Here is a 26003-nt window from a genome sequence, read left to right on the forward strand (position 1 = left end):
TAATGCAAGAATATTTTGATTTTTTTATCCGGTTTTGCTAACTACCGATAATAAGCTTCACTTGTTTAGGTCCGCTTACTGTGGTTTTGATAGTGCCGTTGGCTTGTTTAATATGCTTTATTTTAACTATACCATATGGCGTTGGGTATGTACCCTCGGCAAAAGTAAGATCGCCAAGATGGGGCTTTATTTTAATTACACGGCACCCTGCGCTAACTACTTTTATCCCTAAAACGTGCTCGGTTAGCCAGGGTGTTGGCCCCGATGCCCAGCCATGGCTAAGGCTATGCCGGTAGCCTTTGTAGCAATAAGCACCATAATCGCCATGAATGTCTTTTTTACCCGCCGGTACCAATTCGTCAATACGCGATGCATTGGGCAGCCAGTTTAAATCAAAATCTTCCCAAAATGTTGTTGCACCCAAATAAAGCATTGGCCCCCAGTATTGCCTTATGGCATCTATCCCACCCTGGTAATTGTTTGCTTTTGCTTTTGCCTGTAACATGTAATAGCCAAAAAAGGTGGAGAAACGGTGAACGCCGTCAACAGACAACAGTTTATCAGCATCCTTAGCAGGCATCAAGCCGGATAGGGCCAACAGAGCCGCCGCTTGTTTGGAATTATTAGCATCGGGCACATTACGCTTTAGTTTTTTAATAGCGGCATTGCATTTAGCCACCATGGCTTCATCCTGCAAGGTGTGGCTTAATTCGGCGCCTGCCTGTAGGGTCATTATCAGCATGGCCTGTAAACCTGCGTGTATAGCTTTAGGGTCCTCGCTTGATGGCCAGTCTAAAAAGCGCGTGCCATCGTTTAGTTGTTCGCTGTTGTTGTTATCTATTTTTTGTAAATAGTGATTAAGTAAGCCATTTAAATAAGTTTTTTGCTGTTTAAGATAGGCCAGATTCCCGTTGTGCATGTACCAGTCGCGCTGTATCAGTATCCACCACATCGAATAGGAAACCATACCGTTCATATACTCGGGCAGTGGGGTAATGTTTTTTGCCAGGTCGAGGCTTTTGGTTACCACATCGTTATTGCCAAACACCGCCGCTATCGTTGATGTTTCTGGGTGCATATCGCCTACCCAAACTAATCTGTCGCGTTTAATGCCGTCCCAAAGGTAATCCTGCATATTTAGGTGAACGGTGTAAGCACCGGTCATCCAAATTTTATTTAATAGGGTATCGCTGCAATTAAAGCTGCCCAGGTAAGGTATATCGCGGTAAATAAAAATGGCATTGGCTTCCTTTAGCTTTAGTTCGGCATTATCATCCACCAAATCTATCCTTACAAAACGGAAGCCGGTATTGCCCACTTCCAGTTTACCCAACCAGGGCACAGCCACAATGTAATCGCGCATGGCATGGTCGTTAGTAGCATTTTTTGTGTTATCGGCAATATCAGACATCGCTTCGGCGGCCGATTCGCCAAATCTTAGCCGTATGCGGATAGGTTTGCCGCCTTTAGATTGATCGGTGATCAGTTGCAGGCCGCCATGAAGCTCTTTACCGTAATCAAGTAAAATGCCTGCTTTGTTTTTTAATATACACAGGTCTTTACCGCTTAGGTCGGCCTGGCCTTTTCCAACTTTAAGCAGTGTTTCAGCATTGCGTATGCTGTTACTATCCGATCGCCATAAAATGCGTACCGGTGGCAGGTATTTACGCACCAGTTCCTCTGCGCGCGACTGATTTGCCCTTGTTTTGCTAAATACAGGCGGCAATTGTGCGTTGGCAGATAATACATAAGCAAATAGGAAACAGGTTATAGCCGAAAATTTCTTCATTAACACCTTTGTAAGTTACAATTGTAAGCAGAATATGCTGTAGATGCAACCTGATGTTTAAGCGCTTTGTTTGGCATTTAATGGCAATTCTATGATATAGGTTACCCCCCTGCCCGGCATAGTATCGACGTTTAAACTGCCACCTATATACGCAATACGCGACTGAATGTTTTTTAACCCCAGGCCTTTGCCAGAGTTAAGAATTGTGTCTTTATCAAAACCTACACCATCATCTATTATCATCAGGTTTAGTTCGTCGCCATGGTTTACCAGTTCAATATGTATGCTGCTGGCTTTAGCATGCTTAAATATGTTTGATACGATCTCCTGAATGCTGCGATAAAGCATTAATGTAGCCGTTTTATCAATATCAAGTTTATCGGCGCTAACCCATTCGGTATGTATCTGTAATTTATTGGTGTAGTTAACCCGGTCAATAAATTCTTCAATTACTTCCTTTAAGCTTTTATTAAGGATGTAAGGCGGCATCATGCTGTGGCTCAGATCGCGCACTTCTTTTATCGATTCATCAAGCATTTTTAGTACGTCATCACCGGTATTGTCGGGTGCGCCCTCATTGGCAAACTCCACCTGCCTGCGCACGGTGCAAAGTAATTGGCCTATACCATCGTGCAACTCACGGGCAAGGCGCTGGCGCTCGTTCTCCTCGGCATCCATTATACTTTGTGCACGTAGCCGCTGTTCTTCAAGCATGGCATCCTTAAAACGCGCTTGCTGGTTAAGCCTGTACCTATTGTATAATAAGTAAAATAGTACGATAACCAATAGTATGGTTATGGCGAGTGCTATTATACCTATGCGGTTACGGCTTAAAATAATTTGCTGCTCTTTGTACTGTGCACTTAATAGTTTGTTTTGCTGCTCTTTTTTATTGGTTTCGTATTTGGTTTGCAGCTCCTCCATATCCTTTATTCGCCGCTTATCCTGCATTTTTTGGTTCAGATCCAGGTATTTGCTTTGCGCTTTAAAGGCCTGGTTGTAGTTTCCCAACATGGCATAGGTTTGTGCTAATTGGCTATAGCAATATATTTCAAGTTCGGTGTAATTTATAGCCTGAGCCTTAACAATAGCTTCGCTAAAGTAAGGGATAGCGGAGGCGGGTTTGTTTTGCTTTAAATATAGTTCGCCTATGTTATTTATAGCAATAGCTTCGCCGGTTTTATCGCCTACGCCGGCACGCAGCTTCATGCTTTCGTTCAACGCTTTTAGGGCTGGTTGGTATTGCTTTTGCTCGGCCAGGGCTGATGAAAGGTAATCTAAACTGTACGACATGCCTACCTTGTCGTTAATGGCTTTATATAGCGTGTAGCTTTTTTTAAAATAAGTTGCTGCACTATCTATTTTACCGCCATCCAAAAACATCAAACCGCGGTTATTTATGGCTGTCGAAAGCCGCTCTTTGTCATTGGTTAACAATGCATATTTTACCGCCTTTTTACTGATAGCATCAGACTCTTCTATTTTTTTAACGCCCAGGTAAAATACGGTCATATCTGCATACAGTTCGGCCAGGCCTGTATTATCGTTTATAGTAAGATATTGATGTTCCGATTCTAAATACCATCGTAACGATTCTTCGTACTTACCAGACAGGTAATTCCCTACTCCGCGCATAAACGCACTTTCGCCGGCAAGCTTGGTTTGCCGAGAGGCTATTGATTGATCATATGCTTTAGTTGCAAATGAAATAACTTTTGCGAAATCCTTACTTTTATACGCCCGGGCTGAATCAATTAATTGGCGCGTGGTTTGTGCCATTGAGGAAGTGTAGCATAGTAATAAAACAGCAACGAAAAGTAAGGGTCTCTTCATATAATATCCTCAGTTAAGGTTGTTTACAATAGTTAACTAAACATAGTTATTTATACTCACAAATACAGTAATGCTTATATTATAAATAACTTTATGCGTTAAACAGAACCATGAATATTTACCAACATAAAATAGACATTAGCCCCAAAAAGCGCGGTTTTCATATAATTACCCGCGATGTGATCAACGCCATACCCGAAATAGCCGACATTAAAACAGGTATTTGCCAGGTCTTTATTCAGCATACATCGGCATCGCTCAGCATTAACGAAAATGCCGACCCAACGGTAAGGCAGGATTTTGAAATGTATTTTAATAAAGCCGTGCCCGAGAAAGATCCCGATTATTTACATGACGACGAAGGGCCCGACGATATGCCGGCGCATTTAAAGGCAGCTATGCTGGGTTGCACAGTAACCATACCAATAAGCAACGGACGCCTGGCCCTGGGTACCTGGCAAGGGATATACTTGTGTGAACACCGCAACCACGGCGGCTACCGTAGTTTAGTTATTACAGCCTGGGGCCAATAGATTTTTGTAGTCGCAAAACTACCTGCAATTTGGCGCAATAACACCTTACACTTAAGCCGGTGCTTTTATGATATTTGTTAAAAAAAGCCAATATGGAAGTATTAGAAATAAAAAGAACCGCCAGGCAGCTGGATGTTAACGAGGCTATGCTGCAAAATTCAAGTATCACTACCTCGTGCTTAAATGGTACAGTATTTAATGACATTGCAGCTATTAATGTTAAAATTACCGACGCAAACCTAAGCGATATTGAAATTGCGAGTGCGCAACTGGGCGGCGCTTACATCCACAATATAGGTATGCCGCCCAAAGGGCACCCCCACTATGACGCTAATGCCAAACAGCGCCCCTTAAAGTTTGAAAATTGCGACCTGAATGGCAGCGAAATACTTATTTGCGATCTGTCAGGCGTAAGCATAAGCCAATGCAATATATCGGGTATGAAAATTAACGGTGTGCTGGTAACAGATCTGTTTACAGCTTACGAGGAAAAGTAGCTTTTTTTACCTGTAGGATAAGCAGCAGTGTTTTGGTTATCAATAACGGTGCTTGTCTCTACAAACCCACATCGTTTTAGGCTAATGTAAAATGCGGTGCCTTCACGGGCTAAACTTTCAAACCAAATTTTACCTTGTTGTAACTCGGTAAATTCTTTACACAGTACTAAACCCAAGCCGGCGCCTTTTTCGTTTTTGGTGCCATAGGTCGATTTTGTTTTTAGCGAAAAAATATCGTCGCGTCTATCGCCCGATATACCAATACCATTATCCCTGATGATCAAAAAGCAGTCGGCTTCGCGTATTTCGGTGGTAAGCGATATCTCGCCGCCCGGCGGGGTGAATTTTATAGCATTGCTTATTAAATTGCGTACAACCAACTGCAGCATATTGGCATCAGCCATTACGCAAACGGTATCTTTTATATTGTTTCGCAACTCAATACCCTTATCACGTGCTAATGATTGCTGTAGCTGGATAATCCCCTTTAAGGTATCGTTAAGATAAGTGTTTTTTAAATGAACAGATACACCATCCATCTGGTTCATCGTCCACGATAGCAAGTTAGAAAGCATATCGCCGGTGTGTTTTGTCTTTTCTAAAAGGTCCTGCTCTATGCTCTTTTTTTCATCTTCATCCAGCTTGTACTCGGCCAGTATTTCAAGATAGCTTTGTATCGAGCTTAATGGCGCCCTTAAATCGTGTGCAACAACAGATAACAACTTGTTTTTTGTTTCGTTAGCCATTTCAAGCTCAAGGGCTTCTTTCTTAAGCTTGGCTTGCTGTTCCTGGTAATTATTGCGCACATATAAAATTACCAGGCAAATAATACCGGTAATAGCGATGTAAGAATAGCCAAAATCAATAAAACGGTCTGTTTGAGTAGGATAAACGCTTTTTATCCATTCGGGGTGGCTGTGATCTATTAACAACAGTGCAACCACAGTTACCATATTTTGCGGTATCCAAAACCAATATTGATTTTTTGGTGCTATAGCGATGATCAGGAAAAAAGAAAGTATAAATACCTGCAGACTTGGCCCGTTTACACCACCATTATAAAAATAGTTGACTATAAAGAAGAAGTTACTTAACACCCCGAATATAAATATGCTGGAATTAAGCTGCCGGTTCATGCGTGAGTTGTAGTAAATAAAACCTACAACTGTAAATATACCCAGCATTAAAAGCGAAAGTAAAGGCGCCTGAATAATGTAGTTTATGGGAATGTTTATGCTTAGCATCACCATAGATATGATGCAAACAGCATGAAAAATACGGGCCTCCAGCGAGAAATGTCCATTTTTCCCTGTCAGCTTTTCCCAAAGTAGAACTAACTTTTTAATAATTATTAAGATGATGATGCGAGATAAAATTACAAAATTTACTTGTAATATAAATATTATTAATTAATTGATTTACAATTAAATGATGCCTTTTAATCGTGCCTTTTTGTGATCAACTCAAGGCAGGTATATGCATTGAGCGATTTTTGTAATTAACCCCCTATTACGTATGTTGAACAAGAATGTTGCATATTTGTCTTAATAAACTATGAATATTAATATACTGGCTTTTGGTATTGCGAAAGATATTTTTGGTGGGTCATCCATATCGGTTGATCTGCCCGCTAATGCAGATACCGCTTCACTTAAAAACATACTTGAAAATAAGTACCCAAGGCTAAGGCAACTGGCATCGTACATGGTGGCTGTAAATAACCAGTACGCGCAAGATGACAGCATTATTAACGACCGTGATGAGGTTGCTATTATACCACCAGTTAGCGGAGGATAGCCAATGATTAATACCCGGATAGAGATATTAGACATTCCGTTAAATGCCGCCGAATGTATCGATTGGATCATGTCGCCGGAGAGTGGTGGCATTGATGTATTTATTGGGACGGTACGCAATACCACTAAAGGTAAGACTGTATTAAAGCTTGAATTTGAAGCCTATAATCAAATGGCAATCAATGAGATGAACAAAATAGCTCTGCAGGCTTTTGAAAAATGGCCGGTGCAAAAGATATTGATTCATCACCGTACGGGAACACTATTAGTTGGCGAAGTACCCGTGATAATAGCGGTATCTGCCGCCCACCGCGATGCTGCTTTTGATGCCTGCCGCTACATTATTGATACCCTAAAACAAACCGTACCAATCTGGAAAAAAGAGTTGTTTGAGGACGGCGAAGTTTGGGTGGCGGCACATCCTTAGCATTAAGACCTATCAGCTATTAGCCGATTAAGCTCCACCCAGCTTTTTAGGCCATTGGCAAGTGAGAATACTTTAAGACCGGGTAATTTATCTAAGATCAATTTTACCGCCTCCCCGCTCCTTTTACCACTTGCGCAGTATAAAACCCAGGTTTCATCAGCACTTAATTTATCCAGGCTATCTTCTAATTCGTCCATAGGGATATGCAGCCCTCCAATATCGTATGCCTCCCGCTCCTCATTGGTGCGTACATCAATTAATTGGAGGTTATTGTCTGCCAGGCCTTTTTGCAATTCAACTGCTGTAATTGTGGGGATACTTGTTGTGGTTTGTAAACCGGTAATATTGGTATTTGTAGTTGTACCTATCTTTATTACCCGGCTTTGCATACTTAGGGCATCAAATAGTAAAACTTTGCCTGCAAGCAATTCGCCTGTATGGGTAATGTATTTTATTACCTCGTTTGCCTGCATGCAGCCAATAATACCGGCTAAAGTAGGTATAACACCACCTTCGGCGCAATTGGGTATTTGGGTGGCATCAACGTGCGGGTACAGGTCGCGGTAATTTGGCGAGCGTGTGCCATCAGGATTTAAAGTATTCCATATAGCTACCTGGCCTTCAAACTGATATATGGCGCCATATACAACAGGCTTGCCTGATAAAACTGCTGCGTCATTTAATAAGTAGCGGGTTTCAAAATTATCGGTGCCATCTAATACGATATCATAATCAGCCAAAATCTGCATTACGTTACCCGATGTTATCTTTAATACAAATGGTACTATATTTATACCAGGGTTTTGCTGTTGTAAACGCCGGCAGGCTACCTCTGCTTTGTACAAACCTACATCTGTGGGGTTATATAGTATTTGCCTGTGCAGGTTACTAACAGATACGGTATCATAATCGGCTATACCTATGGTGCCTATACCGCTTGATGCTAAATATTGGGCCGCAGGGCAGCCCAAACCACCTGCGCCAACCACTAACACCTTTGCACCTTGTAAAAGCTGCTGAGCGGCCTCGTTGAAGCCCGGGAGTGCTATCTGGCAACTATATCGTAACAGATCAGGGTGCATCGGTTATGGATATTTTATGATGCAATATGCGTTTAATTCTTTCCAGCTCTTCGGGGGTGTTTACGTTTGCCAGTGCATCCTCAGGGGCAGATTGCAAAAGAGTAATATTATTATTAATAAGCACCTTCCTTGGGCATGAATATCCCTGCGCTAAAAATTGAAGTAACGCTGGGTAAGCCTTTGGCTCATAAATAGTTATTAAAGGTTCTGGAAAATCGTTTACCTGACTTTTGTAGGCCGTTGCAATGGTTGAAGTATCGCGGCTATCTACCAGTTTTCCAATTACGGAGCCATCTACCAAAGGCAAATCGCAGGCTATTACCAGCCAGGCAGTATCGGGCTGCTCCCGAAAGGCCGATAGTATGGCACCAAATGGACCTAGACCGGTAAAGGTATCGGCTATGCTTAAATAGTCCGGGTTGATCTCTTTTTGCTGATTCGCATCCCTGCAAGAAATAAACACCTCGCTGCAATGCTTTTTTAGCATATCGGCCATGTGGTAGCGTTGCTCTTTGCCGTACCAATTAACCGTTCCCTTATCAAAACCCATACGGGCGCTTTTACCACCCGCCAATACCAGCCCATTTAGTTTGGGTTTGGCCTGCTCCAGTTTAGCTGTGAAAAATGCGATGATCTGCGCCGTATCGCTGTTTATTTTGTAGATGGGCAATTGCTGCCAGTTAGGTATAAGTTCTTTTATAAAATCAAATGGTTCATCGGCATTATCCATCAGCAATATCATTTGCACATTGCTTAATTGCCCTGCCCGTTTTAATAATGATGCCTGCTTGTTGGTATCTATAATAACTACCTGGGCTTTTGCCTGCTGATGATTACCATTTACCAACACCAAATCTATTTCTGAAAATAGCATGCGTTGTTTAAACGGCTCCAATGCTGCCTTGTAATTAAGTTGCGTATAATTTATCTGGTCGGTATAATCTAACGTTGCGCCGTTAGCCAAACGTCCCGGTAACTGAGTTACATCATCATTGTGCGAGGTATCGGCATAGGCACATTGATATTGCGGCGACAATGCGGTTATGATCTGGTCCGAAAGGAATTTAATTACCGTGCATGGCCCTCCTACAAATGCCCACTCATTACGGCCAAAGTTGCCATTCGCGGGGCGGGCTATTGCCGCATGTTTTTTATGATCGTTTAAAGTCACGCTTCCCTCCTGTTTTTGCTATCAGTTTGGTTTCTTTAATTACAATATCGTGGCTCATGGCCTTGCACATGTCATACACCGTAAGTGCCGCTATTGATGCACCTACAAGGGCTTCCATTTCGATACCTGTTTTGGCGCTAATGCTGGCAGTACATTCAATCACCACTTCATTTTGCGCTGATAACTTTATGGTTATGTGGCAATTATCCATACCCAACGGATGGCAAAGCGGTATCAGGTCGCCTGTTTTTTTGGCGGCCATAATGCCTGCAATAATAGCTGTTTGGAAAACCGCTCCCTTTTTGGTTTGCAGCTCGCCTCCGCTTATATACTGTAAAACCTCATCTGGCAATACAACAATGCTTTGCGCGGTAGCTGTGCGGTGCGTAACCTGCTTTGCCGATACATCTACCATCACTGGGTTATCCTGTTTATCTAAATGCGTTAATTTTTGCGATTCCACTGATTATAATTTGATTGCACCGATATTTTAAAACCTTATTACTTTAAAAACTTCCCCTGCCTTAAACTCATTAATTTCCAAAGGCAGCTCCATAAAAGCATCGGTATCAGCTAAGTTGGCAAAATCTCCTGATCCATTACCTTCTATGGGTGTCGCGTTTAAATAGCCCTCTTTAGTAAAGTTAAGCTTTACCTGCAAAAAGTACTTAAGCTGCGGCATAAAAGTAACATTGCTGCCTAATACAGCGTATGCGGGCGCTTTTTGTGGTAAGCCGAGCGTTGCATTAAGCCATGATAAAAAATAGCGCTGAAGGCACATAAACGTGGCTACAGGGTTGCCCGGAAAGGCAAATACAAGGCTGCCGTTATTATGCCTGCCAAACCAAAAAGGCTTGCCGGGGCGTTGTTGTACTTTATAAAACAGTTTGGCTACTTCCAGGTCTTCTAATGCTTTTGGTATGTAATCAAACTTACCCATTGATACCCCGCCACTCAGCAATAGCACATCGTAGCTTTGCAAGCAGTATTGTATTTGTTGTTTGGTTGCTGCCAGGTCATCGGGTATGTGCAGCATATCAGCCTGTAAGCCTTGTTGTTGCAAAACAGCTTTAATAGTGTAGTTATTTGAGCGGCGTATTTGATATTGAGCGGGCGTATCGGCCACATCAACTAATTCATTGCCCGAAGAAATGATAACTACCCTGGGCAATGTTTTAACCAGTATTTGGGCCTGCCCCACTGATGCTGCTAAACTAATAATGGCAGGTGTTATAACCTGGTTGGCTGCAGCTACAATATCACCTTGTTTTTTATCTTTACCCTGCTGGTGAATGTTTTGCCCCTTTTTTATATCGACTAACATTAATTTAGCATGGCCATTTGCTATTTTAATGTCCTCGTACCTTATCACCGTATCTAACTCAGCCGATAATGCGGCCCCCGTCATTATCTCTATACATTCGTCTGTTTCATTAATTTGCAGCGGCTCGTCGCCGGCGGCTTGTGTAGCTTTTATTTTAAAGGTAGTAATGCCTTTTGTAATGGCTTTGTGGCTTATGGCTATTCCATCCATTGTAGCCCGGTTAAAAGGCGGCAGGTCGCGGTCGGCTTGTATATCTTCGGCCAGTACCAGGCCCAAAGCTTGCTCAAACGGTAGTGTTTCGGTGCCGTAATCTTTAAGCTGGGCAAGTATCATCTGTTCGGCTTGTTCTACCGTTGTCATGTTATATATAGTTTAACCGCCAATAGTTGCCATAGATTCGTGAAAGTTAGGGTTCTCCAGCCTTTTGCGTTCGGCTTCCCAACCGTCCTTTTCGCGATTGTTAAATGCCTCTGTTAAAATGTCCTGCAGTTTGTTATCGCTTGTTCCGGCCCGTATAAGGTCTTTTATATTCAACACGCCATCGTCGTATAAGCAATTTTTTAAAGTGCCCTGCGGGGTAATGCGTATGCGGTTGCAGGTGCCGCAAAATGTACGCGAATACGCTGCAATAATGCCCACGCCACCCTTATGCCCCGGTATTTGATAATTGTATGCGGTAGAATATTGCGGATCAGTAACTTTTTGAATTTCCGGGAAGACCTGCCTAATCTCATCAAATATCTTTACGTAATCCCAATTGATGCCGCTGTAGCTATGTCCATCACCGTTAAATGGCATCTCTTCAATAAAACGCACACTCACAGGCAAGTTTTTGGTTAATTGAACCAGTGGTATAATATCCTGGGTATTTTTTCCATCCATTACCACGGCGTTTATCTTTACTTCTATACCGTGCATCAGTAAAGCTTCCATGGTTTTCATAACGTTGCTAAACTCATCCCGCCGTGTTATGGCAAAAAAACGATTGGCATCCATCGTGTCTAAACTTAAGTTTACCGACCGTACCCCTATTTTTTTAAGATCGGCCACATAAGGCGCTGTTAAAACACCATTAGTGGTAATACTTAACTCGTTTAGTCCCTCTAACTGCGAAATTGAGGTAAGCAGTTGCATGATATCTTTACGCACAAAAGGCTCGCCACCGGTAATACGTATCTTTTCGACACCCATTTTAACCAGTAGCGTACAGGCCTGCATCATTTCTTCGTAACTCATAAGCTCCTTACGCGATAGCCAGTTAAGGCCATCTTCGGGCATGCAATAAAAGCAACGCAGGTTACACCTGTCGGTAACAGCCAGGCGCAGGTAATTTATCTTTCGTCCGTGATTATCTAAAAGCAAGTCTTCCTGAATTATGTAATTGGCCAGCGTTAGCCTAACCAAAGTTTTGTAAAGTTAACGATTACAATGTTTTTTAAATGTACTATTAGTGTCGAATAAATGGCAGGATAAACATATTTTTGAATAAAGCATAGTAAGTGAAGGAACTAAAAGATATTATAAAGGCATTTGATATAGCACAGCAAGCGGGCAAACAAACCGCATTAGCTACAGTAGTGCATGTAGAAGGCTCATCATACCGCCGTGCAGGAGCCCGTATGCTGATAACCGACGACGGGCAGCTTACCGGGGCTATAAGCGGGGGCTGTTTAGAGGGCGATGCCCTGCGCAAGGCCCGTTTAGTAATGGTGCAGCAAAAGCCAATGCTGGTTACTTATGATACCACCGATGATGATGATGCCAAATTGGGTGTTGGGCTGGGCTGTAACGGTATTATTCATATCCTGATTGAGCCTATTAACCCCGGAGTAGAAAATAACCCTGTAAACTTGTTGAAATTGTTTTTAGGCAAACGCGAGCCGGTGGTTTTGATAACTATTTTTAACCTGAATGACAAACAATCGGCACAGCCGGGTACCTGCGCATTAATGAATAAAGATGAACAGGTAACGGGCACCTTCCCGGATGCAACTATACAGGATGCTTTATTAGCCGATGCTAAAGATGTGCTAAAGAATGGCAATTCGGTTACCAAAACTTACGTGTATGCCAATAAATACACTTGCTTTATTGAGTTATTACAGCCGACAGTATCGCTAATAATAGTCGGTGCCGGTAACGATGCTATACCACTTACCCAACTGGCCCATGCGTTGGGCTGGCATATTACCCTTATTGATGGCAGGGCCAATTATATTGTTGCTGAGCGGTTTCCGCTGGCCAACAAGTTGATAGTTGCACGGCCCGATGATGCCTTATCAAAAATTAAAACGGATGAAAGGACAGTTTTTGTACTGATGACGCATAACTACAATTATGATATAGCTATCCTTAAACAACTTTTAACGCTAAACCTATCTTACATAGGCGCTTTGGGCCCTAAAAAGCGCTTAACCCGTATGCTGGATGAATTGCGGGACGAAGGGACAGATATAAGTGCTGACCAACTACAAAATGTTTACGGCCCCGCAGGCTTAGATATTGGTTCAGAAAATTCGGAAGAGATAGCGCTCTCAATTATCGCAGAGATACAAGCTGTATTAAAAAGGCGAAACGGAGCATCGTTAAAATATAAAGCTTTGATCCATACCCGTAAAGACGAACAAATTATAGAACATTTACTGCCCGATAACAGTTAGTATACCATGAACGCTATCGTTATTCTTGCTGCTGGCTCGTCAAGCCGTATGGGTTTGCCTAAGCAAAACCTGGTTTATAAAGGGCAAACGTTGTTACAAGCTGCCATAAAAAATGCTGTTTCAGTTTCCGAAAATGTATTGGTAGTGCTTGGTGCTAATCGTGAAAATATTGAGCATACCATTACCGACCAGCATGTAAACATTATCTATAACCCTAACTGGCCCGAAGGTATGGCATCATCTATAAGCCTGGCTATAGACCATATACAAACCGCATACTTACAGATCACATCTGTTTTATTTATGCTTTGCGACCAGCCATTTGCTGATGAAAAAATATTAAAGCAGTTGATAGATACAGCATCGGCGACTGATAAAGGGATAGTTGCCTGCACATATTACGAAGCGGTGGGTGTGCCGGCCTTGTTTAAGCAAAAGTATTTCCCCTACCTGCTTGCCTTAAAGGGTAAAGATGGTGCCAAAAAACTGTTTGAACTGCATGCAGATGATGTTGAAACCATCCCCTTCCCCTTAGGTAATATAGATATTGATACTGCGCAAGACTATAATCGCCTAAAAGGCGAATAACCGTTTACTTTAAATAGTAATGCTGAATGCTGTTTAAGCGTTCATCCAGCTCATAAACCCAGGGTGTGCCGGTAGGTATATCCAACCTCGACACATCCTCGTCGCTCAAGTTCTCGATGTATTGTACAAGTGCCCTTAAGCTGTTTCCATGCGCGCATATAATTACTTTTTTGTTTTCGCGTATGGCGGGCACTATTGATTCGTGCCAAAAAGGTAAAGCCCTGGTCATTGTTTCGCTTAAATTTTCGGTTAGCGGTAGCTCGCGGTAAGTAAGGTCATTGTAACGCAGGTAATGCCCCGGGAAGCGCTCGTCTTGTTCTGTTATTGCCGGTGGGTGCTCGTGTGGGTCGCGTCGCCACTTATGCACCTGCTCTTCGCCGTATTTGGCTATGGTTTCGTCTTTATTAAGCCCTTGTAAGGCCCCGTAAAACCGTTCGTTTAAGCGCCATGATTTATGTACTGGTATCCATAAATGGTTTAACTCTTCCAACACAAAGTGCATGGTTTTGATGGATCTTTTTAACACGGATGTAAAGCCAATATCAAAGGTATACCCGTTTTTTGCCAGTATTTGCCCTGCCTGCTTTGCTTGCTCCAGGCCCGTTGCTGATAGGTCTACGTCCGTCCAGCCGGTAAAGCGGTTTTCCTGGTTCCATACGCTTTCGCCATGGCGTAACAATACTAATTTTTGCATAACTGTAAAATTAAACATAAAGCAAGCCCTTAGGTTTAAAACTATTGCTAATTAATTGTAATTAAATTAGATTGCATCATAAACCAATTTTAAAAAATTCTTATTATGATCCCTACCACTCCTGTAATTGTAAAGGATGGCGTTGCCAACCCTGCACCTTTAGGTTTGTGCGCCTTTGGCATGACCACCGTTCTACTCAACATCCATAACGCCGGCTTTTTTGAGTTAAACGCCATGATATTGGCAATGGGTATATTTTACGGCGGGCTGGCGCAAGTAATAGCCGGTATTATCGAAGCTAAAAAGAACAATACATTCGGGCTTACTGCCTTTACAAGTTATGGTTTTTTCTGGCTATCGTTAGTTGGGTTAATTGTAATGCCTAAGTTGGGTTGGGCGCCAAAAGCATCTGAAGGTGCTATGTGTGCTTACCTGGGCATATGGGGCGTATTCACTTTTTGCATGTTTTTTGGCACATTAAAAATAAGCCGTGCATTGCAGTTTGTGTTTGCATCCTTAACTGTACTGTTCTTTTTATTAGTTGCAGGCGATGCTACAGGGAACGAAAATATCAAACACTTGGCCGGCTATGAGGGAATTATATGTGGTTTATCGGCTATTTATACCGGTATTGCCGGCGTGTTGAACGAGGCTTATGGCAGGGTTGTATTACCGATCGGTACTGTTGAAACCAAATAGAAACACCAAATATTCTGCTAAATTTGCCCCGTGAAAGATCTTAAAAAGTATTATACACTGCCAGCCACTCCAGATGAGGTTTACATGGCATTAACTAATCCGGTAACTTTAGAATTATGGACCGGCGAAGCTGCCGAAATGTCAACCGAGCCGGGTTCGGAATTTTCGCTTTGGGAAGGTAGCATTGTGGGCAAAAATATTGAGTTTGAACCCGGTAAAAAAATCGTGCAACAATGGTATTTCGATGGGCAATCCGATGAATCTATCGTCACTATTAAGCTGCATCCCGATAAGCATGGCTCATCAGTTGAATTAAGGCACACCAACATACCCGATGCTGATTTTGATGATATTGCCGAAGGGTGGAATGATAGCTACTTTGGTAACCTTGCCGATTTTTTTTCGGAGGGATAAAATTATTCATGAGACTCGCTTTTTAAACTTTCAATGATAGCTGTAATTTCGCGGTTGCAGCTGTCTATTTGAGATTGATATTTATATGTATTCTCATCAAGAACCTTATATATTAGGTTGTAACTTTTTATACGGAATTCGCAATACTGTCTCAATTTTTTGTCTCTTTTATGAAAATTGTCCGGGATTTTTAGCTTTTCTGCCTCGTCAACAAGCTTAATTTCTTCATTCCAAATAGGCACGCCTTCATATTTCAATTCGTATGCAACACGCTGCTTAGTTTTACCCTCGCCTTTTTGATTTAATATGGCTAATGCCTTCTCTTCATTAACCGTAAATTGTTTAATAAGAGTATCGTATTTGCCTAATTCGTTTGGCAGTTTCTTAAAAACAAAAAATGTTAATACCGATACTGATATAGCTAATGCACCAATGGGCCATATTTTAAATTCCTTACTATCCGGTTTTTTTAAACCCGGAATAAACACAAAGCCTATAATCAAACCACTCAATAACCCACCAATATGTGCAGAATTATCTATCCCTTCTTTTAAACCGTTCATTAGGTTAAATACAACAAAAACACCGATGCTGGTTAATAAGGCCTTTCTTGTCGCTTTTTCTATAATGTTTGTCGAAAGTAGGGCTAAAAAAACCCCATACATACCAAAAATAGCCCCAGATGCACCAACACTAATGGTCAGATCATGCCAAGCTAAACTTGTCACACTTGCGATTATTCCAGTTAACAGATAAGCGGACAAAAATCTTAATTTTCCTAAGTGAGGTTCTAATAATAAACCTATATATAACAAGGCATACATGTTAAAAACCAGATGTAACGCGCCGGCGTGTAAAAAGCAACTTGTTATAAGGCGCCACCATTGTCCTTCCAAGGTTATAGGGCGAAAATTGGCCCCCCAATTTAATAGGCTTTCGTTATCTGGCAGTAAAATGTTTGTGCCGGTAATTATCATCAACGCAAAAACCAAAATATTGATGTTGATTAGGAGTGGTGTGATGTAATAGCCTATAACGGGTTTAAATATTGAGAAGAATCCCTTAATGCTTTCAATTGTAGTAGGTGGTGGTAGTTTTAATATATCCTCATCTTGTGCCGTTATACGGTCACTTATCTCTAAATATTTTTCAGCAATTTCTTCAGGCAAAAGGCTTGAACGGAGCTCATTAAACTCAGAAATGAAAGTGGCAACATTTTTTCTGTTTTTGCCAAAGTCGATTATTTCACTCCCTATAGATGAACTTGTTACATCGGCGATATTATCAACTATCTTTATCTTAACTTCAAAGTTCCTCGAAAAAACACTCTTATTTGTATAAGCAATCAATCCAATATTGCTAATATAGACTAACTCCCATTCAAGGGCTTTAACCGATTCGTTAGCTATGGTTAAAAACTCATATACCGTTAAATTGTCTAGGGAATAATCCTCAGTATGTTTAGGTGTAAAGCCTATGGCCATTTATTATTATCTTTTAATAAGTTATGTTACCTGATTTAATAACATAAATATATAAGAAATAATAAGTTTTTCGCCTATATATAAACAAAAAATGCCGCCTAAATTAGGCGGCATTTTGTTTTATTTTAAACTCTTAGTATAAAGTGAACTCGACACGACGGTTTGCCTGACGGCCTTTTGCAGTTTTATTTGATGCAATTGGCTGGCTTTCACCATAACCTGTAGCTTCAACACGTGATGCATTTACGCCCTGACTAACCAGGTATGATTTAATTGATTCGGCACGGTCTTTTGACAGTTTTAAATTTGCTGCATCAGAACCTACATTATCTGTATGGCCGGCTAATTTTAAGCTAAAGTTTTTATTGATCAACAAATTAGCAACTCTGTTTAAGCTTGGGTATGATTTAGCACGGATAGTTGATTTACCAAAGTCGAATTCAAGGTTTTGAATAGCCTCTCTAACAACTTTCTTATCTTCTTCTGTTACGTATACCTTAACATCTTTGGTAACTGGTAGCGGGCAGCCAGAGCCGTCAACTTTAGTACCAGCAGGTGTATTAGGACATTTATCGTAAAAATCAGGTACGCCATCGCCATCGCTATCAGCGGTGAATTTGCTAAGGTTGGCATTGGTAGCATCTAAGTCACTTCTTAACTTAGCATTTGCCGCTTTTTCTGCATCAATTTGAGCTTGCAGTTGGTTTTTAGTATTTGCATTTTCCCATAAGTATTCTGTACGCATTGATGCCACCGGGTTATGTGTAGCTAATTGTGGTTTTGAACGTTTACCCAAGGCAAATTCTAAGCCTATGTGACCGTATGAGAACCTGTCGTTGGTTGATCCGGCTGTAAAACCATCTAAGTTGTCTGAATTGCTAAACGCAACCGAATAACCCAGATCTAAATTAACACCGCTGGCAATGTTAAATTTAACACCTGCACCAACAGGTATTATAAATTCATTAATAGTTGCACCGTTTTTAAATGGTACTACATCGCCTGCTGCTGTTGTGGTAACCGGCTTATAACCCATTATACCACCACCCAAGCTAAGATATGGTTGAATATACCCTTTTTGATGGCGCCAGTTAATATTAGCTAAGGTGAACTGAGCGTTTAAGGTAATTGCATAATTTAGTTTGGTTTCGTAGCTCTCGCGTGGGATCGTATTAGGTTCAATTGCGGCGTTTGTGCCACCTAATTTACCGCCCATATAATCAAGGCTTAAGCCGAATGAAGGCAATATTTGTTTTTTAATGTAGGCACTGTACCCTAAGTTTGATTCAGGTTTTCTGAAATCTTGTCTGCTGTTGCTTCCAAATATGGTGTAAGGGGTTAATACACCTGCGCCCACGCCTATTGACCATGTGCGGAATGAACTCTCGGGAGAGAACGGTTTAACGTAATCGCTGGTAGCAATGCTATCGGCGGTTTGTGCAAATAATTTGCTACCAACCATTAAGCCGGTTAGCAGCATTGTAGCTTTTTTTAAATTTGGTTTCATGTTGTAAAGTTTAATTGTCTGCTATATTTATAGCTTACTAACCCCCTTAGGCAACATTGATGCCAGTAACAAATTTAACACACTAAACAAAGTTATGACTGGCCAAAAGGCCTTTCTGATAACACTTTAGCTGTGTTTCAAAAAAAGCGCATGTGTTTTATACCAAATAAAACTTATAGGAATGTGCGCTTAATATAGTACACAACTGTAAAAAACATACAAAAACCAGCCGTTATAGCTACAGTGCGAAACAAGTATTTGATGGGTTTGAACCTACCCTTTTTTACTTTTCAACCGGATGTACAAACACTTTTGGTGTGATGTTGGCCTCGGCTTTATATAGGGTAGCAGCAACCGAGCAGTACTTTATTAGGGATAATTCTACTGCTTTTTTGGCTTTATCTTCGTCAATATCGCCGTATAGATGAAATTCTAAGGTAATATCCTGCCATAATGAAGGCTCTTTGCCTGCCTCGCGCTCGCCTGATATAACCATCTTATAATCAACCACATCCTGGCGCTGTTTTTTTAGGATAGCGATAACATCAATTGCCGAGCAGCCACCCAAACCCATTAAAAGCATTTGCATAGGGCGAACACCAAAGTTCTCGCCGCCGCTCTCGGGGCTGCTGTCCATTCTAACGGTGTGTCCGTTCTCGTCGCTGGCTTCAAAACCGTATAGGCCGCTTACGCGTGATAGTTTTATAGTAGGCATAAGTATGTTGTATTATTTTGCTAAAGTAGCACAAAAAATTCCTTCTTTTTGTTCGTCCGGCTTAAGTCGATTGCATTAAATTCCACCGGGCGGCTTCACTAATATAAAAAAATAGTTTACTTAGCGAAATTTAATTTGATAAACTCCTGATAGTTTGATGAAATATTTATTAGCAGCCGCCTTGTTTTTTTGTTCCACCTCTGCCCTCTTTGCTCAAAAAAACCTGGTATCTTATGATGACCTGAATTACCTTTTGCATAACAACATTAATAAGGCCGATACCTTTTTTAACGCCAAGGGATTTAGGCTGATGAAAAAGGACATTGCCAAACATACCCGTAAATATAACCTTACCATTCCTGGCGGCACGTACGTAAACATTAGCATGCGTACCGACGGCAGGCGACTATACATGGAGATAGAAACCAACGAGCCGGAGCAGTATAATCTCATCTACACATCCATTGCCGACTATGTGAATAAAGAGAGTACTACCGTTGATGTAAAAGCCTACAATGTAAAAGACCTGGGTAATATATATATCATAAGCAACGATAGTAACCCCTACAACCCCCTAAGGCGCGAGTACGACATACAGATAGTATCTGATAAGGGTATAACGGCCTATAATTAAACCAACTGCTTTAAGTGGTGCTGCATGTGGGCCACATAGTCCTGCGCTATAAACTCAATTGTATTATATATAGGTTCCCCGCGATTGTTGTCGCAGGTAATTTGGGTGCGGTCGGCAGGATAATTAGCTAATACGCGTACTATCTGCAGGTTTACCAGTTCCCATAGTTTTAAAAGCTCGGCTGCGTTTGCAATGGCGTAGTGCTGGGCTTTCACCCATTCGTCCTGGTGATATATCAGTTTAAAACCTTCTTCAAAAGTGCAGCGCACAAAACGTTGCAAGTTAATGTGGGCACTATCTATCAAATGGCCTAATGTCTCTTTATTTGTCCATTTACCGGGTGCAGTATGGTTATCCCAGTTTACGTCGGCAGCATTTGCTATAAAATCATCAACCGTAAGGTTTAACAGAATGGCAGTTTGTTTCATGTTGCAGGTTTAGTTCAAACAAAATACATCTAAAATAGCCTGAATAGTTAATAATTATTCAAAAAAAATTAACTTCATGGCCTTAAACATTGCTATGGCCCTTAACTACATCTGGATAGCGTTTTTTATCATCGCATTTGTAATTGCCCTTGCCAAGCTCATCTTTTTGGGCGATGTAAATTCCTTTAAGTTACTGGTCGACGGTATGTTTGATTCATCAAAATCGTCGGTGATGGATATTGCCCTGCCCCTTGCCGGCAACATGGTACTGTGGCTCGGCATCATGAATATTGGCGAGCGCGCCGGTGCTATGAATTTCCTTTCGCGCATTGTTGGGCCATTTTTAAGCCGCTTATTTCCCGAAGTTCCTAAAAACCATCCGGCAAATGGGCAAATGATGATGAACTTTTCGGCCAACCTATTGGGCCTGGATAATGCTGCTACCCCGCTCGGCCTTAAAGCCATGGGCAGTTTGCAGGAGCTTAACCCTGATAAAGAAACCGCATCTAACGCGCAGATCATGTTTTTGGTGTTGCATACTTCGGGCTTGCAATTACTGCCGGTTACCATTATAGCGCAGCGTTTTATACTGCACGCTAAAGACCCTGCCGATGTCTTTATCCCCATTATAATAGCAACCTATGTGGCAACCGTTGTTGGCTTGCTTGCTGTTGCCGTTAAACAAAAAATAAACCTTTGGGATAGGGTGATCATTGGCTGGCTGGGTGGTTTAACCGCTTTTATTACCCTGCTGGTATGGGTGTTTACAGCTTACCTGGCTAAAGAGCAAATTGCCACAGTATCAAAGGTTATAAGCAATACTCTGCTTTTTGCCATACCGGTAATATTTATACTGGGTGCCATGTATAAAAAGATAAACGTTTTTGAAGCCTTTATTGATGGTGCCAAGGGTGGGTTTGATGTATCTATCAAAATAATACCCTACCTGGTAGCCATGCTGGTGGCCATTAGCGTTTTCAGGAACAGCGGCGCGTTAGATTATTTAAACAACGGCGTTAAATATGTAGTGAATGCGGCGCATATTGATAACCGCTTTGTTGATGCCCTGCCAGTAGCTTATATGAAACCTTTAAGCGGGTCGGGTTCAAAAGCTATGATGATAAACACCATGCAAACTTATGGCCCCGATAGCTTTGCCGGGCGTTTAGGTTCGGTATTCAACGGATCCGCAGATACCACCTTTTTTATAGTTGCGCTATATTTCGGTTCAGTAGGTATTAAAAAGTCCAGGTACGCTATACCGGCGGGGTTACTGGCCGATTTTGCCGGAGTTGTAGCGGCCATACTCATCTCCTACTTATTTTTTGGATAATAATGTATACCCCGTGTTTATTTGCCATGGTTGTAACCAGGCCGGTTATAATGCGTATAAAGCCCTGTGCGAAAGATAGAATTGATGGATAAAAGCTTTACTAAAACCCTTTTTGTTTTTTTATTATGCCTGGGTTTTTTAACCGGTGCCAAAGCACAAACCTGTACGGCCGACTTTACGGCCAGCACGGTTAAAGGCTGCGGGCCGCTAAGGGTCGTTTTTACCAACAAGTCTGTGCCTTCGGCCGGTAATCCTACCACCTGGGATTTCGCTGATGGCAGCACAACTACCGAGGCTGACCCCATACATATATTTGCCCCCAGTACCGATGGCAGCGACAAAATTTACCGTGTAAAACTTACCGTAACCGGTAGCTGCGGTACCCGCGAAGCCTTTAAAAATATAACCGTTTTATCTCGCCCTGCTCCGGCTATTGTCCCCGGCGCGGTATCTATTTGCGCGCCTTATATTTTAACGGTTAAAAATAGTACGCTGGGCACCAATAACAGCTATACCTATCGCCTTTACGATGGCAATACAGTTGTAAATACCATAGTGAAAACCGACAAGAGCGATGTGCAGATACCATTTGATAACCTGCCCGTGGGTAAAACCTATGTGCTTAACATGGAAGCCCAAAATGAATGCGGCTCGGCGGTGAGTACCTCTTACCAGATACCTGTGGCCCCGCGCATTTTTCAGGTAGATTTTACAGCTAATAAAACAGAGGGGTGCGAACCGTTGACAATTCAACTAAACAATGTTTCTGTTGGGGCGGCAAACTATTATTATTTTATATATGATGCCAACAACAACCTTATAGCCCGGCAAAACACTACACAAGGCATTACCGAATATAAATTTCCCGGCTATGGTAACTTTTACATACAGCTAACCGGCTATGGTTGCGAAACAAAATTATCCGAACGTAAGCCATTTAGGGTTTACCCGGTGCCAAAGCCCGAGTTCACGATAAATAGTGTACGGGGCTGCCGCGAGCTGCTGGTAACATTTAGTAATAAAACGCAAAGCCTGCCCGATGCACAGTCAAGTTCGCTTATATACACCTGGGATTTTGGCGACGGTACCCAATATACTGTTACCGGTACCAACGCGCCGCCGCAACATTTATACCGCTATGCAGGCTCACCCTTTACGGTTTCGTTAACCGCTACCGATCCATCTTCGGGCTGTGCAGATATTGCTGTTAAGCAACGGATAATTGTAGTTACACCGCCACCCGGTGCTAACTTTAATGTAAAGCCCGATACGGTAACCTCGCTCCCCAATTACACATTCTCTTTTGAAGATAGAACGGTAGGAACGCCAATTGTTTGGGACTGGACCTTTGGTGATGGTAAGGCATCTATTGATCGTAACCCTGTACACACTTATGCTGATACAGGCCGGTATAAAGTAAGGCTTAAAGTAATTGACCGCCTGGGCTGCGACAGCACCATTACAAAAACGGTACATATTACCGGTATACCGGGCCAATTATATGTACCAAATGCCTTTATGCCGGGTGGCAGCAGTACACAGCTGCGCACATTTATGGCAAAGGGATCAGGTATTGGCAGTTACCGTTTGCAGGTATTTAATAAGTGGGGTGCACTTTTATGGGAAACCACTAAGCTGGATAGTAACGGTTCGCCGGCAGAAAGCTGGGATGGTACTTTTAAGGGCCAGCCTGTGCCGCAGGGGGCATATGTATGGCAGGCAACGGCAGTATTTTTAAACGGATCGGAATGGAAAGGAATGAGCTATAATGCCAACCTGCCCAAACGCGCCGGTGTAATTAATTTATTAAGATGAGGATGTTAAGGCGCGCCGTTATGTTGCTGTTGTTATTACCCGGGTATTTAAAATTATCCGCTCAGGATCATATGTATTCGCAGTTTTTTAACTCGCCGCTTTATTTAAACCCCGCCCTAAACGGGCAATTTAATGGCGACCTGCGCATGAACCTTATTTATCGCAATCAATATACATCTGTACCCGGCGCTTTAAGCTACGTATCGGCATCTATTGATTATAATGTACCGCAATTTGGCGGCGGGCTGGGTTTAATATTTACCCGCAGCGCCGAGGGCCTGGCTTACTTGTATAAAAACAATATAGCGGGTATTTATTCGTACAGTGTTGGGTCTGATAGTTATGTGTTATCCTTTGGTGTACAGGCCGGTGTTACTAACCGTTCGGTGGATTTTAGCAGGCTTGTATTTGGCGACCAGATAGACCCCTCACTGGGCTATGTACCAGGTTCGGGTACCTCGGCCGATCTTCCCGTTTTTAACAACAAATTCTTTTTTGATAGTGGCGCAGGTGTTAACCTTACCGCGGGCAACTTTAACCTGGGTGGCGCGGCACAGCATATAAACCGCCCCAACGAGTCGTTTACAGGTACACCATCAAAACTACCCATACGCACAACCCTGCATGCCAGCTACCGTTTAAACATCAGCACCGATGACAATATGGACGAAGAGGACCGCTCGTACGTTATACCATCGGTTGTATTTTATAAGCAGTCAACAGCACAAGCCGTAAGCGCCGGTATGCAGTATAAACGCCGCAGTATAAATGCCGGCCTTTGGTACCGCAATTCCGGTGGCTCAAAAGCGCTGGTACTTTCCTTTGTATTCGACCTGTTTATTAATAAAGAGGGCGGCGAAAGGCTGCGCCTGGGCGTTAGCCATGATGTACCCGCCGGTGGCCTTAATTACAGCAATACCAGCGGCACTAGCGAGGGCAGTATAGGTTACGAAACCACGTTGCCATCGCGTACAAACGCGCCGCGCAAATTTGAAGGCAATAGGAGATGTTATGATTTTTATTAACTTCAACGAATTATATTTATACCTACCTAATTTATGGCTACCGAAAAGGATTATTTAAAGGCAAAATCAGAAAAAAAGAAGTCTGCATCAGCTGTTGCATGGATGTTAGTGGCCGTAGTAGTGTTATTTGCCGTTTTTTTGGCAAAATTCGCGCTTACCGGATCAGCATCTGTATTTTCGGGTATGCCCGATAGTGACCAGGCTTACACTATAGCCAAAGAGTTTATCACCCCTACCGTACTTTCGGGCAATATAAAGTACTCCGATTCGGAATATAAATTTGCAAAAAAATCTGACTCAGTTTATGTTATCAAATCGCAGTACTCGTCGCAAGATAATAACGGCGAAAGCTCGAAAACTAATTTCACTATCACTTTAAAATATAACGGCGGCGCAGCGGGTAAAACGCAAAACTGGACAATGCTTGACCTGAACCAGGATAATTAACGCCGCTACCACCTTATGGAAGACCACAAAGATAGCATAGCATCGGCCAGCGGTAAAATTGGCCGCGACCAATACCATACGGTTATCACCAGCGGCAAGCATACCGTTAACGCAGATGAACCTGAAGACAAAGGTGGTACCGACAAGGCGATGAACCCTTTTGAGCTATTATTAGCCAGCCTGGGCAGTTGCACGGTAATTACCCTGCGCATGTACATCAACCGTAAAATGTGGGCTATTGACGCTATAAACGTTAACCTGGAGCTATTTAAAACGGCCACCGGTGTATTTATAGAAACGAAACTACATTTTACAGGCGAAATAACGGACGAACAACGCAAAAGACTCATCACCATTGCTGATGCCTGCCCTGTTCATAAGCTATTGATTGGTAATGTGGTTATAGATACCTCGTTATCGTAGGCCTTTAACAAAAATATCTATCAGCAGCAGGCGCTTTTGGTGTATTTCGTCAAGATGTTCCTTGCGGGGGTAGTTGTTTTTCTTTTGTGGCAGCGTACCTACCTTTATGCCTTGTAAGGCATCAATAAATAATTCGACTATTTCTTCGGGATTGTCTACCGGCTTAATTTTACCTTTTTCAACTTCAATATGTATTGCGTTGGTTAACAGGCGTATTTCGGTATCGCGTATTTGGTTAACAATGCTCCATATGGTATCGGGCAGGTTTTGCTCGTTAAGCCTAAAAAAGTCGAAGAAGTTGTAATTGGTAACTATAAATTCGTGATGGGTATTTACCTGGAACAAGAATGCTTCATGCAGGTCAGTAAAATGATCAAGCTTAGCTTCTAAAAGGTGCAGGTAGTCGTTAGCCAGCTTGCGCATTACAGCAATATATAGCTCGCTTTTATCAGGGAAGTAGTAATAAAGCAGCGCTTTCGACATAGAAAGGTCGCCTGCTATTTCGTTCATGGTTGTTTTTGAATAACCATAATGCAAAAAACGCTGGTGCGATGCTTCTAAAATCTTTTCCCGCTTTATATCCTGCTGATCTGCGCCTGAGCTCATTTTTCTATAATTCCTGACTTTTTTAACAAACTTATCAAATTTCCAGTAATACAAATAGGGCCCAGTGTAAAGATGATGT

General features: G+C 42.2%; 28 protein-coding genes. 14 read left to right on the forward strand and 14 right to left on the reverse strand.

Features of this window, described 5'->3' with window-relative positions:
* Positions 1–37: 37 nt before the first annotated feature.
* Positions 38–1789: a Bacterial alpha-L-rhamnosidase gene (locus FFF34_005255; protein ID TSD66812.1), complete on the reverse strand. Its 1752-nt coding sequence runs from the start codon at positions 1787–1789 to the stop codon at positions 38–40.
* A gap of 57 nt (positions 1790–1846) precedes the next feature.
* On the reverse strand, positions 1847–3622 hold the full coding sequence (locus FFF34_005260) for a tetratricopeptide repeat protein (GenBank protein TSD66813.1): 1776 nt from the start codon (positions 3620–3622) through the stop codon (positions 1847–1849).
* A gap of 110 nt (positions 3623–3732) precedes the next feature.
* Between FFF34_005260 and FFF34_005265 the strand changes: the two genes are divergently transcribed.
* Positions 3733–4155, forward strand: coding sequence for a YjbQ family protein (locus tag FFF34_005265; protein ID TSD66814.1), 423 nt, complete (start codon positions 3733–3735; stop codon positions 4153–4155).
* A 92-nt stretch (positions 4156–4247) separates the two neighbouring features.
* A complete protein-coding gene (locus FFF34_005270; protein ID TSD66815.1) occupies positions 4248–4652 on the forward strand; it encodes a pentapeptide repeat-containing protein in 405 nt (134 codons plus the stop codon).
* On the opposite strand, the gene FFF34_005275 is transcribed toward FFF34_005270, so the two are convergent.
* Positions 4637–5902, reverse strand: coding sequence for a HAMP domain-containing histidine kinase (locus tag FFF34_005275; protein ID TSD66816.1), 1266 nt, complete (start codon positions 5900–5902; stop codon positions 4637–4639). The genes FFF34_005270 and FFF34_005275 overlap by 16 nt on opposite strands.
* A gap of 304 nt (positions 5903–6206) precedes the next feature.
* Here FFF34_005275 and FFF34_005280 point away from each other — a divergent pair, with 304 nt between their 5' ends.
* Both FFF34_005280 and FFF34_005285 read left to right on the forward strand, forming a co-directional pair.
* Positions 6207–6449 carry a MoaD/ThiS family protein gene (locus FFF34_005280; protein TSD66817.1) on the forward strand — a complete coding sequence of 81 codons (243 nt, stop codon included), beginning with the start codon at positions 6207–6209 and terminating at the stop codon, positions 6447–6449.
* 3 nt (positions 6450–6452) lie between these two features.
* Positions 6453–6875: a molybdenum cofactor biosynthesis protein MoaE gene (locus FFF34_005285; GenBank protein TSD66818.1), complete on the forward strand. Its 423-nt coding sequence runs from the start codon at positions 6453–6455 to the stop codon at positions 6873–6875.
* 2 nt (positions 6876–6877) lie between these two features.
* On the opposite strand, the gene FFF34_005290 is transcribed toward FFF34_005285, so the two are convergent.
* The 5 genes from FFF34_005290 to moaA all read right to left on the reverse strand — a co-directional run bounded on the left by FFF34_005290 (position 6878) and on the right by moaA (position 11814).
* The gene (locus FFF34_005290; GenBank protein TSD66819.1) at positions 6878–7957 is read right to left on the reverse strand and encodes a thiamine biosynthesis protein; all 1080 of its coding nucleotides are present in this window, start codon (positions 7955–7957) and stop codon (positions 6878–6880) included.
* Positions 7947–8687, reverse strand: coding sequence for a molybdenum cofactor guanylyltransferase (locus FFF34_005295; protein ID TSD67966.1), 741 nt, complete (start codon positions 8685–8687; stop codon positions 7947–7949). The genes FFF34_005290 and FFF34_005295 overlap by 11 nt, the downstream gene beginning before the upstream one ends.
* A gap of 421 nt (positions 8688–9108) precedes the next feature.
* Positions 9109–9543, reverse strand: a complete 435-nt coding sequence (gene moaC / locus FFF34_005300) for a cyclic pyranopterin monophosphate synthase MoaC (GenBank protein TSD67965.1) — start codon at positions 9541–9543, stop codon at positions 9109–9111.
* Between the two features lie 75 nt (positions 9544–9618).
* Positions 9619–10812 carry a molybdopterin molybdotransferase MoeA gene (locus FFF34_005305; protein TSD66820.1) on the reverse strand — a complete coding sequence of 398 codons (1194 nt, stop codon included), beginning with the start codon at positions 10810–10812 and terminating at the stop codon, positions 9619–9621.
* A gap of 12 nt (positions 10813–10824) precedes the next feature.
* Entirely contained in the window at positions 10825–11814 is a 990-nt protein-coding gene (gene moaA / locus FFF34_005310; GenBank protein TSD67967.1) for a GTP 3',8-cyclase MoaA, read from the reverse strand.
* A gap of 137 nt (positions 11815–11951) precedes the next feature.
* Here moaA and FFF34_005315 point away from each other — a divergent pair, with 137 nt between their 5' ends.
* Positions 11952–13112, forward strand: coding sequence for an XdhC family protein (locus FFF34_005315; protein TSD66821.1), 1161 nt, complete (start codon positions 11952–11954; stop codon positions 13110–13112).
* A 6-nt stretch (positions 13113–13118) separates the two neighbouring features.
* A complete protein-coding gene (locus tag FFF34_005320) occupies positions 13119–13700 on the forward strand; it encodes a nucleotidyltransferase family protein (GenBank protein TSD66822.1) in 582 nt (193 codons plus the stop codon).
* Positions 13701–13704: 4 nt separating this feature from the next.
* On the opposite strand, the gene gpmA is transcribed toward FFF34_005320, so the two are convergent.
* Positions 13705–14394, reverse strand: a complete 690-nt coding sequence (gene gpmA / locus FFF34_005325) for a 2,3-diphosphoglycerate-dependent phosphoglycerate mutase (GenBank protein ID TSD66823.1) — start codon at positions 14392–14394, stop codon at positions 13705–13707.
* 105 nt (positions 14395–14499) lie between these two features.
* Between gpmA and FFF34_005330 the strand changes: the two genes are divergently transcribed.
* Both FFF34_005330 and FFF34_005335 read left to right on the forward strand, forming a co-directional pair.
* Positions 14500–15093: a hypothetical protein gene (locus FFF34_005330; protein TSD66824.1), complete on the forward strand. Its 594-nt coding sequence runs from the start codon at positions 14500–14502 to the stop codon at positions 15091–15093.
* Positions 15094–15123: 30 nt separating this feature from the next.
* On the forward strand, positions 15124–15507 hold the full coding sequence (locus tag FFF34_005335; protein ID TSD66825.1) for an ATPase: 384 nt from the start codon (positions 15124–15126) through the stop codon (positions 15505–15507).
* Positions 15508–15509: 2 nt separating this feature from the next.
* On the opposite strand, the gene FFF34_005340 is transcribed toward FFF34_005335, so the two are convergent.
* The 3 genes from FFF34_005340 to FFF34_005350 form a co-directional block, all read right to left on the reverse strand.
* Entirely contained in the window at positions 15510–16991 is a 1482-nt protein-coding gene (locus FFF34_005340) for a rhomboid family intramembrane serine protease (GenBank protein TSD66826.1), read from the reverse strand.
* Between the two features lie 133 nt (positions 16992–17124).
* Positions 17125–18498, reverse strand: coding sequence for an OmpA family protein (locus FFF34_005345; protein TSD66827.1), 1374 nt, complete (start codon positions 18496–18498; stop codon positions 17125–17127).
* Positions 18499–18781: 283 nt separating this feature from the next.
* Positions 18782–19213 (reverse strand): OsmC family protein, encoded by a 432-nt coding sequence (locus FFF34_005350; GenBank protein ID TSD66828.1) that lies wholly within the window; start codon positions 19211–19213, stop codon positions 18782–18784.
* A gap of 157 nt (positions 19214–19370) precedes the next feature.
* Between FFF34_005350 and FFF34_005355 the strand changes: the two genes are divergently transcribed.
* Complete coding sequence (locus FFF34_005355; GenBank protein ID TSD66829.1) at positions 19371–19847, forward strand: hypothetical protein; 477 nt, start codon at positions 19371–19373, stop codon at positions 19845–19847.
* On the opposite strand, the gene FFF34_005360 is transcribed toward FFF34_005355, so the two are convergent.
* Positions 19844–20275 (reverse strand): DinB family protein, encoded by a 432-nt coding sequence (locus FFF34_005360; protein TSD66830.1) that lies wholly within the window; start codon positions 20273–20275, stop codon positions 19844–19846. The two genes, FFF34_005355 and FFF34_005360, sit on opposite strands and share 4 nt — an antisense overlap.
* Before the next feature lie 94 nt (positions 20276–20369).
* On the opposite strand from FFF34_005360, the gene FFF34_005365 reads away from it, so the two are divergent.
* The 5 genes from FFF34_005365 to FFF34_005385 all read left to right on the forward strand — a co-directional run bounded on the left by FFF34_005365 (position 20370) and on the right by FFF34_005385 (position 25318).
* Positions 20370–21608: a hypothetical protein gene (locus FFF34_005365; protein TSD67968.1), complete on the forward strand. Its 1239-nt coding sequence runs from the start codon at positions 20370–20372 to the stop codon at positions 21606–21608.
* 66 nt (positions 21609–21674) lie between these two features.
* Positions 21675–23423, forward strand: coding sequence for a PKD domain-containing protein (locus FFF34_005370; GenBank protein TSD66831.1), 1749 nt, complete (start codon positions 21675–21677; stop codon positions 23421–23423).
* The gene (locus FFF34_005375; GenBank protein ID TSD66832.1) at positions 23420–24448 is read left to right on the forward strand and encodes a type IX secretion system membrane protein PorP/SprF; all 1029 of its coding nucleotides are present in this window, start codon (positions 23420–23422) and stop codon (positions 24446–24448) included. Before FFF34_005370 ends, FFF34_005375 begins: the two co-directional genes overlap by 4 nt.
* Positions 24449–24481: 33 nt before the next feature.
* Positions 24482–24895, forward strand: a complete 414-nt coding sequence (locus tag FFF34_005380; protein TSD66833.1) for a hypothetical protein — start codon at positions 24482–24484, stop codon at positions 24893–24895.
* A 15-nt stretch (positions 24896–24910) separates the two neighbouring features.
* Positions 24911–25318, forward strand: coding sequence for an OsmC family protein (locus FFF34_005385; protein ID TSD66834.1), 408 nt, complete (start codon positions 24911–24913; stop codon positions 25316–25318).
* On the opposite strand, the gene FFF34_005390 is transcribed toward FFF34_005385, so the two are convergent.
* Positions 25310–25924 (reverse strand): TetR/AcrR family transcriptional regulator, encoded by a 615-nt coding sequence (locus FFF34_005390; GenBank protein TSD66835.1) that lies wholly within the window; start codon positions 25922–25924, stop codon positions 25310–25312. The genes FFF34_005385 and FFF34_005390 overlap by 9 nt on opposite strands.
* Positions 25925–26003: the final 79 nt, after the last annotated feature.

It is taken from the genome of Inquilinus sp. KBS0705, assembly GCA_005938025.2.
In the GTDB taxonomy this organism is placed as follows: domain Bacteria; phylum Bacteroidota; class Bacteroidia; order Sphingobacteriales; family Sphingobacteriaceae; genus Mucilaginibacter.

Coding starts and splice junctions, on each gene's coding strand:
- FFF34_005255 (TSD66812.1), bottom strand. CDS start 1,789: ATGAAGAAATTTTCGGCTATAACCTGTTTCCTATTTGCTTATGTATTA.
- FFF34_005260 (TSD66813.1), bottom strand. CDS start 3,622: ATGAAGAGACCCTTACTTTTCGTTGCTGTTTTATTACTATGCTACACT.
- FFF34_005265 (TSD66814.1), top strand. CDS start 3,733: ATGAATATTTACCAACATAAAATAGACATTAGCCCCAAAAAGCGCGGT.
- FFF34_005270 (TSD66815.1), top strand. CDS start 4,248: ATGGAAGTATTAGAAATAAAAAGAACCGCCAGGCAGCTGGATGTTAAC.
- FFF34_005275 (TSD66816.1), bottom strand. CDS start 5,902: ATGGTGATGCTAAGCATAAACATTCCCATAAACTACATTATTCAGGCG.
- FFF34_005280 (TSD66817.1), top strand. CDS start 6,207: ATGAATATTAATATACTGGCTTTTGGTATTGCGAAAGATATTTTTGGT.
- FFF34_005285 (TSD66818.1), top strand. CDS start 6,453: ATGATTAATACCCGGATAGAGATATTAGACATTCCGTTAAATGCCGCC.
- FFF34_005290 (TSD66819.1), bottom strand. CDS start 7,957: ATGCACCCTGATCTGTTACGATATAGTTGCCAGATAGCACTCCCGGGC.
- FFF34_005295 (TSD67966.1), bottom strand. CDS start 8,687: ATGGATAATGCCGATGAACCATTTGATTTTATAAAAGAACTTATACCT.
- moaC (TSD67965.1), bottom strand. CDS start 9,543: ATGGTAGATGTATCGGCAAAGCAGGTTACGCACCGCACAGCTACCGCG.
- FFF34_005305 (TSD66820.1), bottom strand. CDS start 10,812: ATGACAACGGTAGAACAAGCCGAACAGATGATACTTGCCCAGCTTAAA.
- FFF34_005320 (TSD66822.1), top strand. CDS start 13,119: ATGAACGCTATCGTTATTCTTGCTGCTGGCTCGTCAAGCCGTATGGGT.
- gpmA (TSD66823.1), bottom strand. CDS start 14,394: ATGCAAAAATTAGTATTGTTACGCCATGGCGAAAGCGTATGGAACCAG.
- FFF34_005330 (TSD66824.1), top strand. CDS start 14,500: ATGATCCCTACCACTCCTGTAATTGTAAAGGATGGCGTTGCCAACCCT.
- FFF34_005340 (TSD66826.1), bottom strand. CDS start 16,991: ATGGCCATAGGCTTTACACCTAAACATACTGAGGATTATTCCCTAGAC.
- FFF34_005345 (TSD66827.1), bottom strand. CDS start 18,498: ATGAAACCAAATTTAAAAAAAGCTACAATGCTGCTAACCGGCTTAATG.
- FFF34_005350 (TSD66828.1), bottom strand. CDS start 19,213: ATGCCTACTATAAAACTATCACGCGTAAGCGGCCTATACGGTTTTGAA.
- FFF34_005355 (TSD66829.1), top strand. CDS start 19,371: ATGAAATATTTATTAGCAGCCGCCTTGTTTTTTTGTTCCACCTCTGCC.
- FFF34_005360 (TSD66830.1), bottom strand. CDS start 20,275: ATGAAACAAACTGCCATTCTGTTAAACCTTACGGTTGATGATTTTATA.
- FFF34_005365 (TSD67968.1), top strand. CDS start 20,370: ATGGCCCTTAACTACATCTGGATAGCGTTTTTTATCATCGCATTTGTA.
- FFF34_005375 (TSD66832.1), top strand. CDS start 23,420: ATGAGGATGTTAAGGCGCGCCGTTATGTTGCTGTTGTTATTACCCGGG.
- FFF34_005380 (TSD66833.1), top strand. CDS start 24,482: ATGGCTACCGAAAAGGATTATTTAAAGGCAAAATCAGAAAAAAAGAAG.
- FFF34_005385 (TSD66834.1), top strand. CDS start 24,911: ATGGAAGACCACAAAGATAGCATAGCATCGGCCAGCGGTAAAATTGGC.
- FFF34_005390 (TSD66835.1), bottom strand. CDS start 25,924: ATGAGCTCAGGCGCAGATCAGCAGGATATAAAGCGGGAAAAGATTTTA.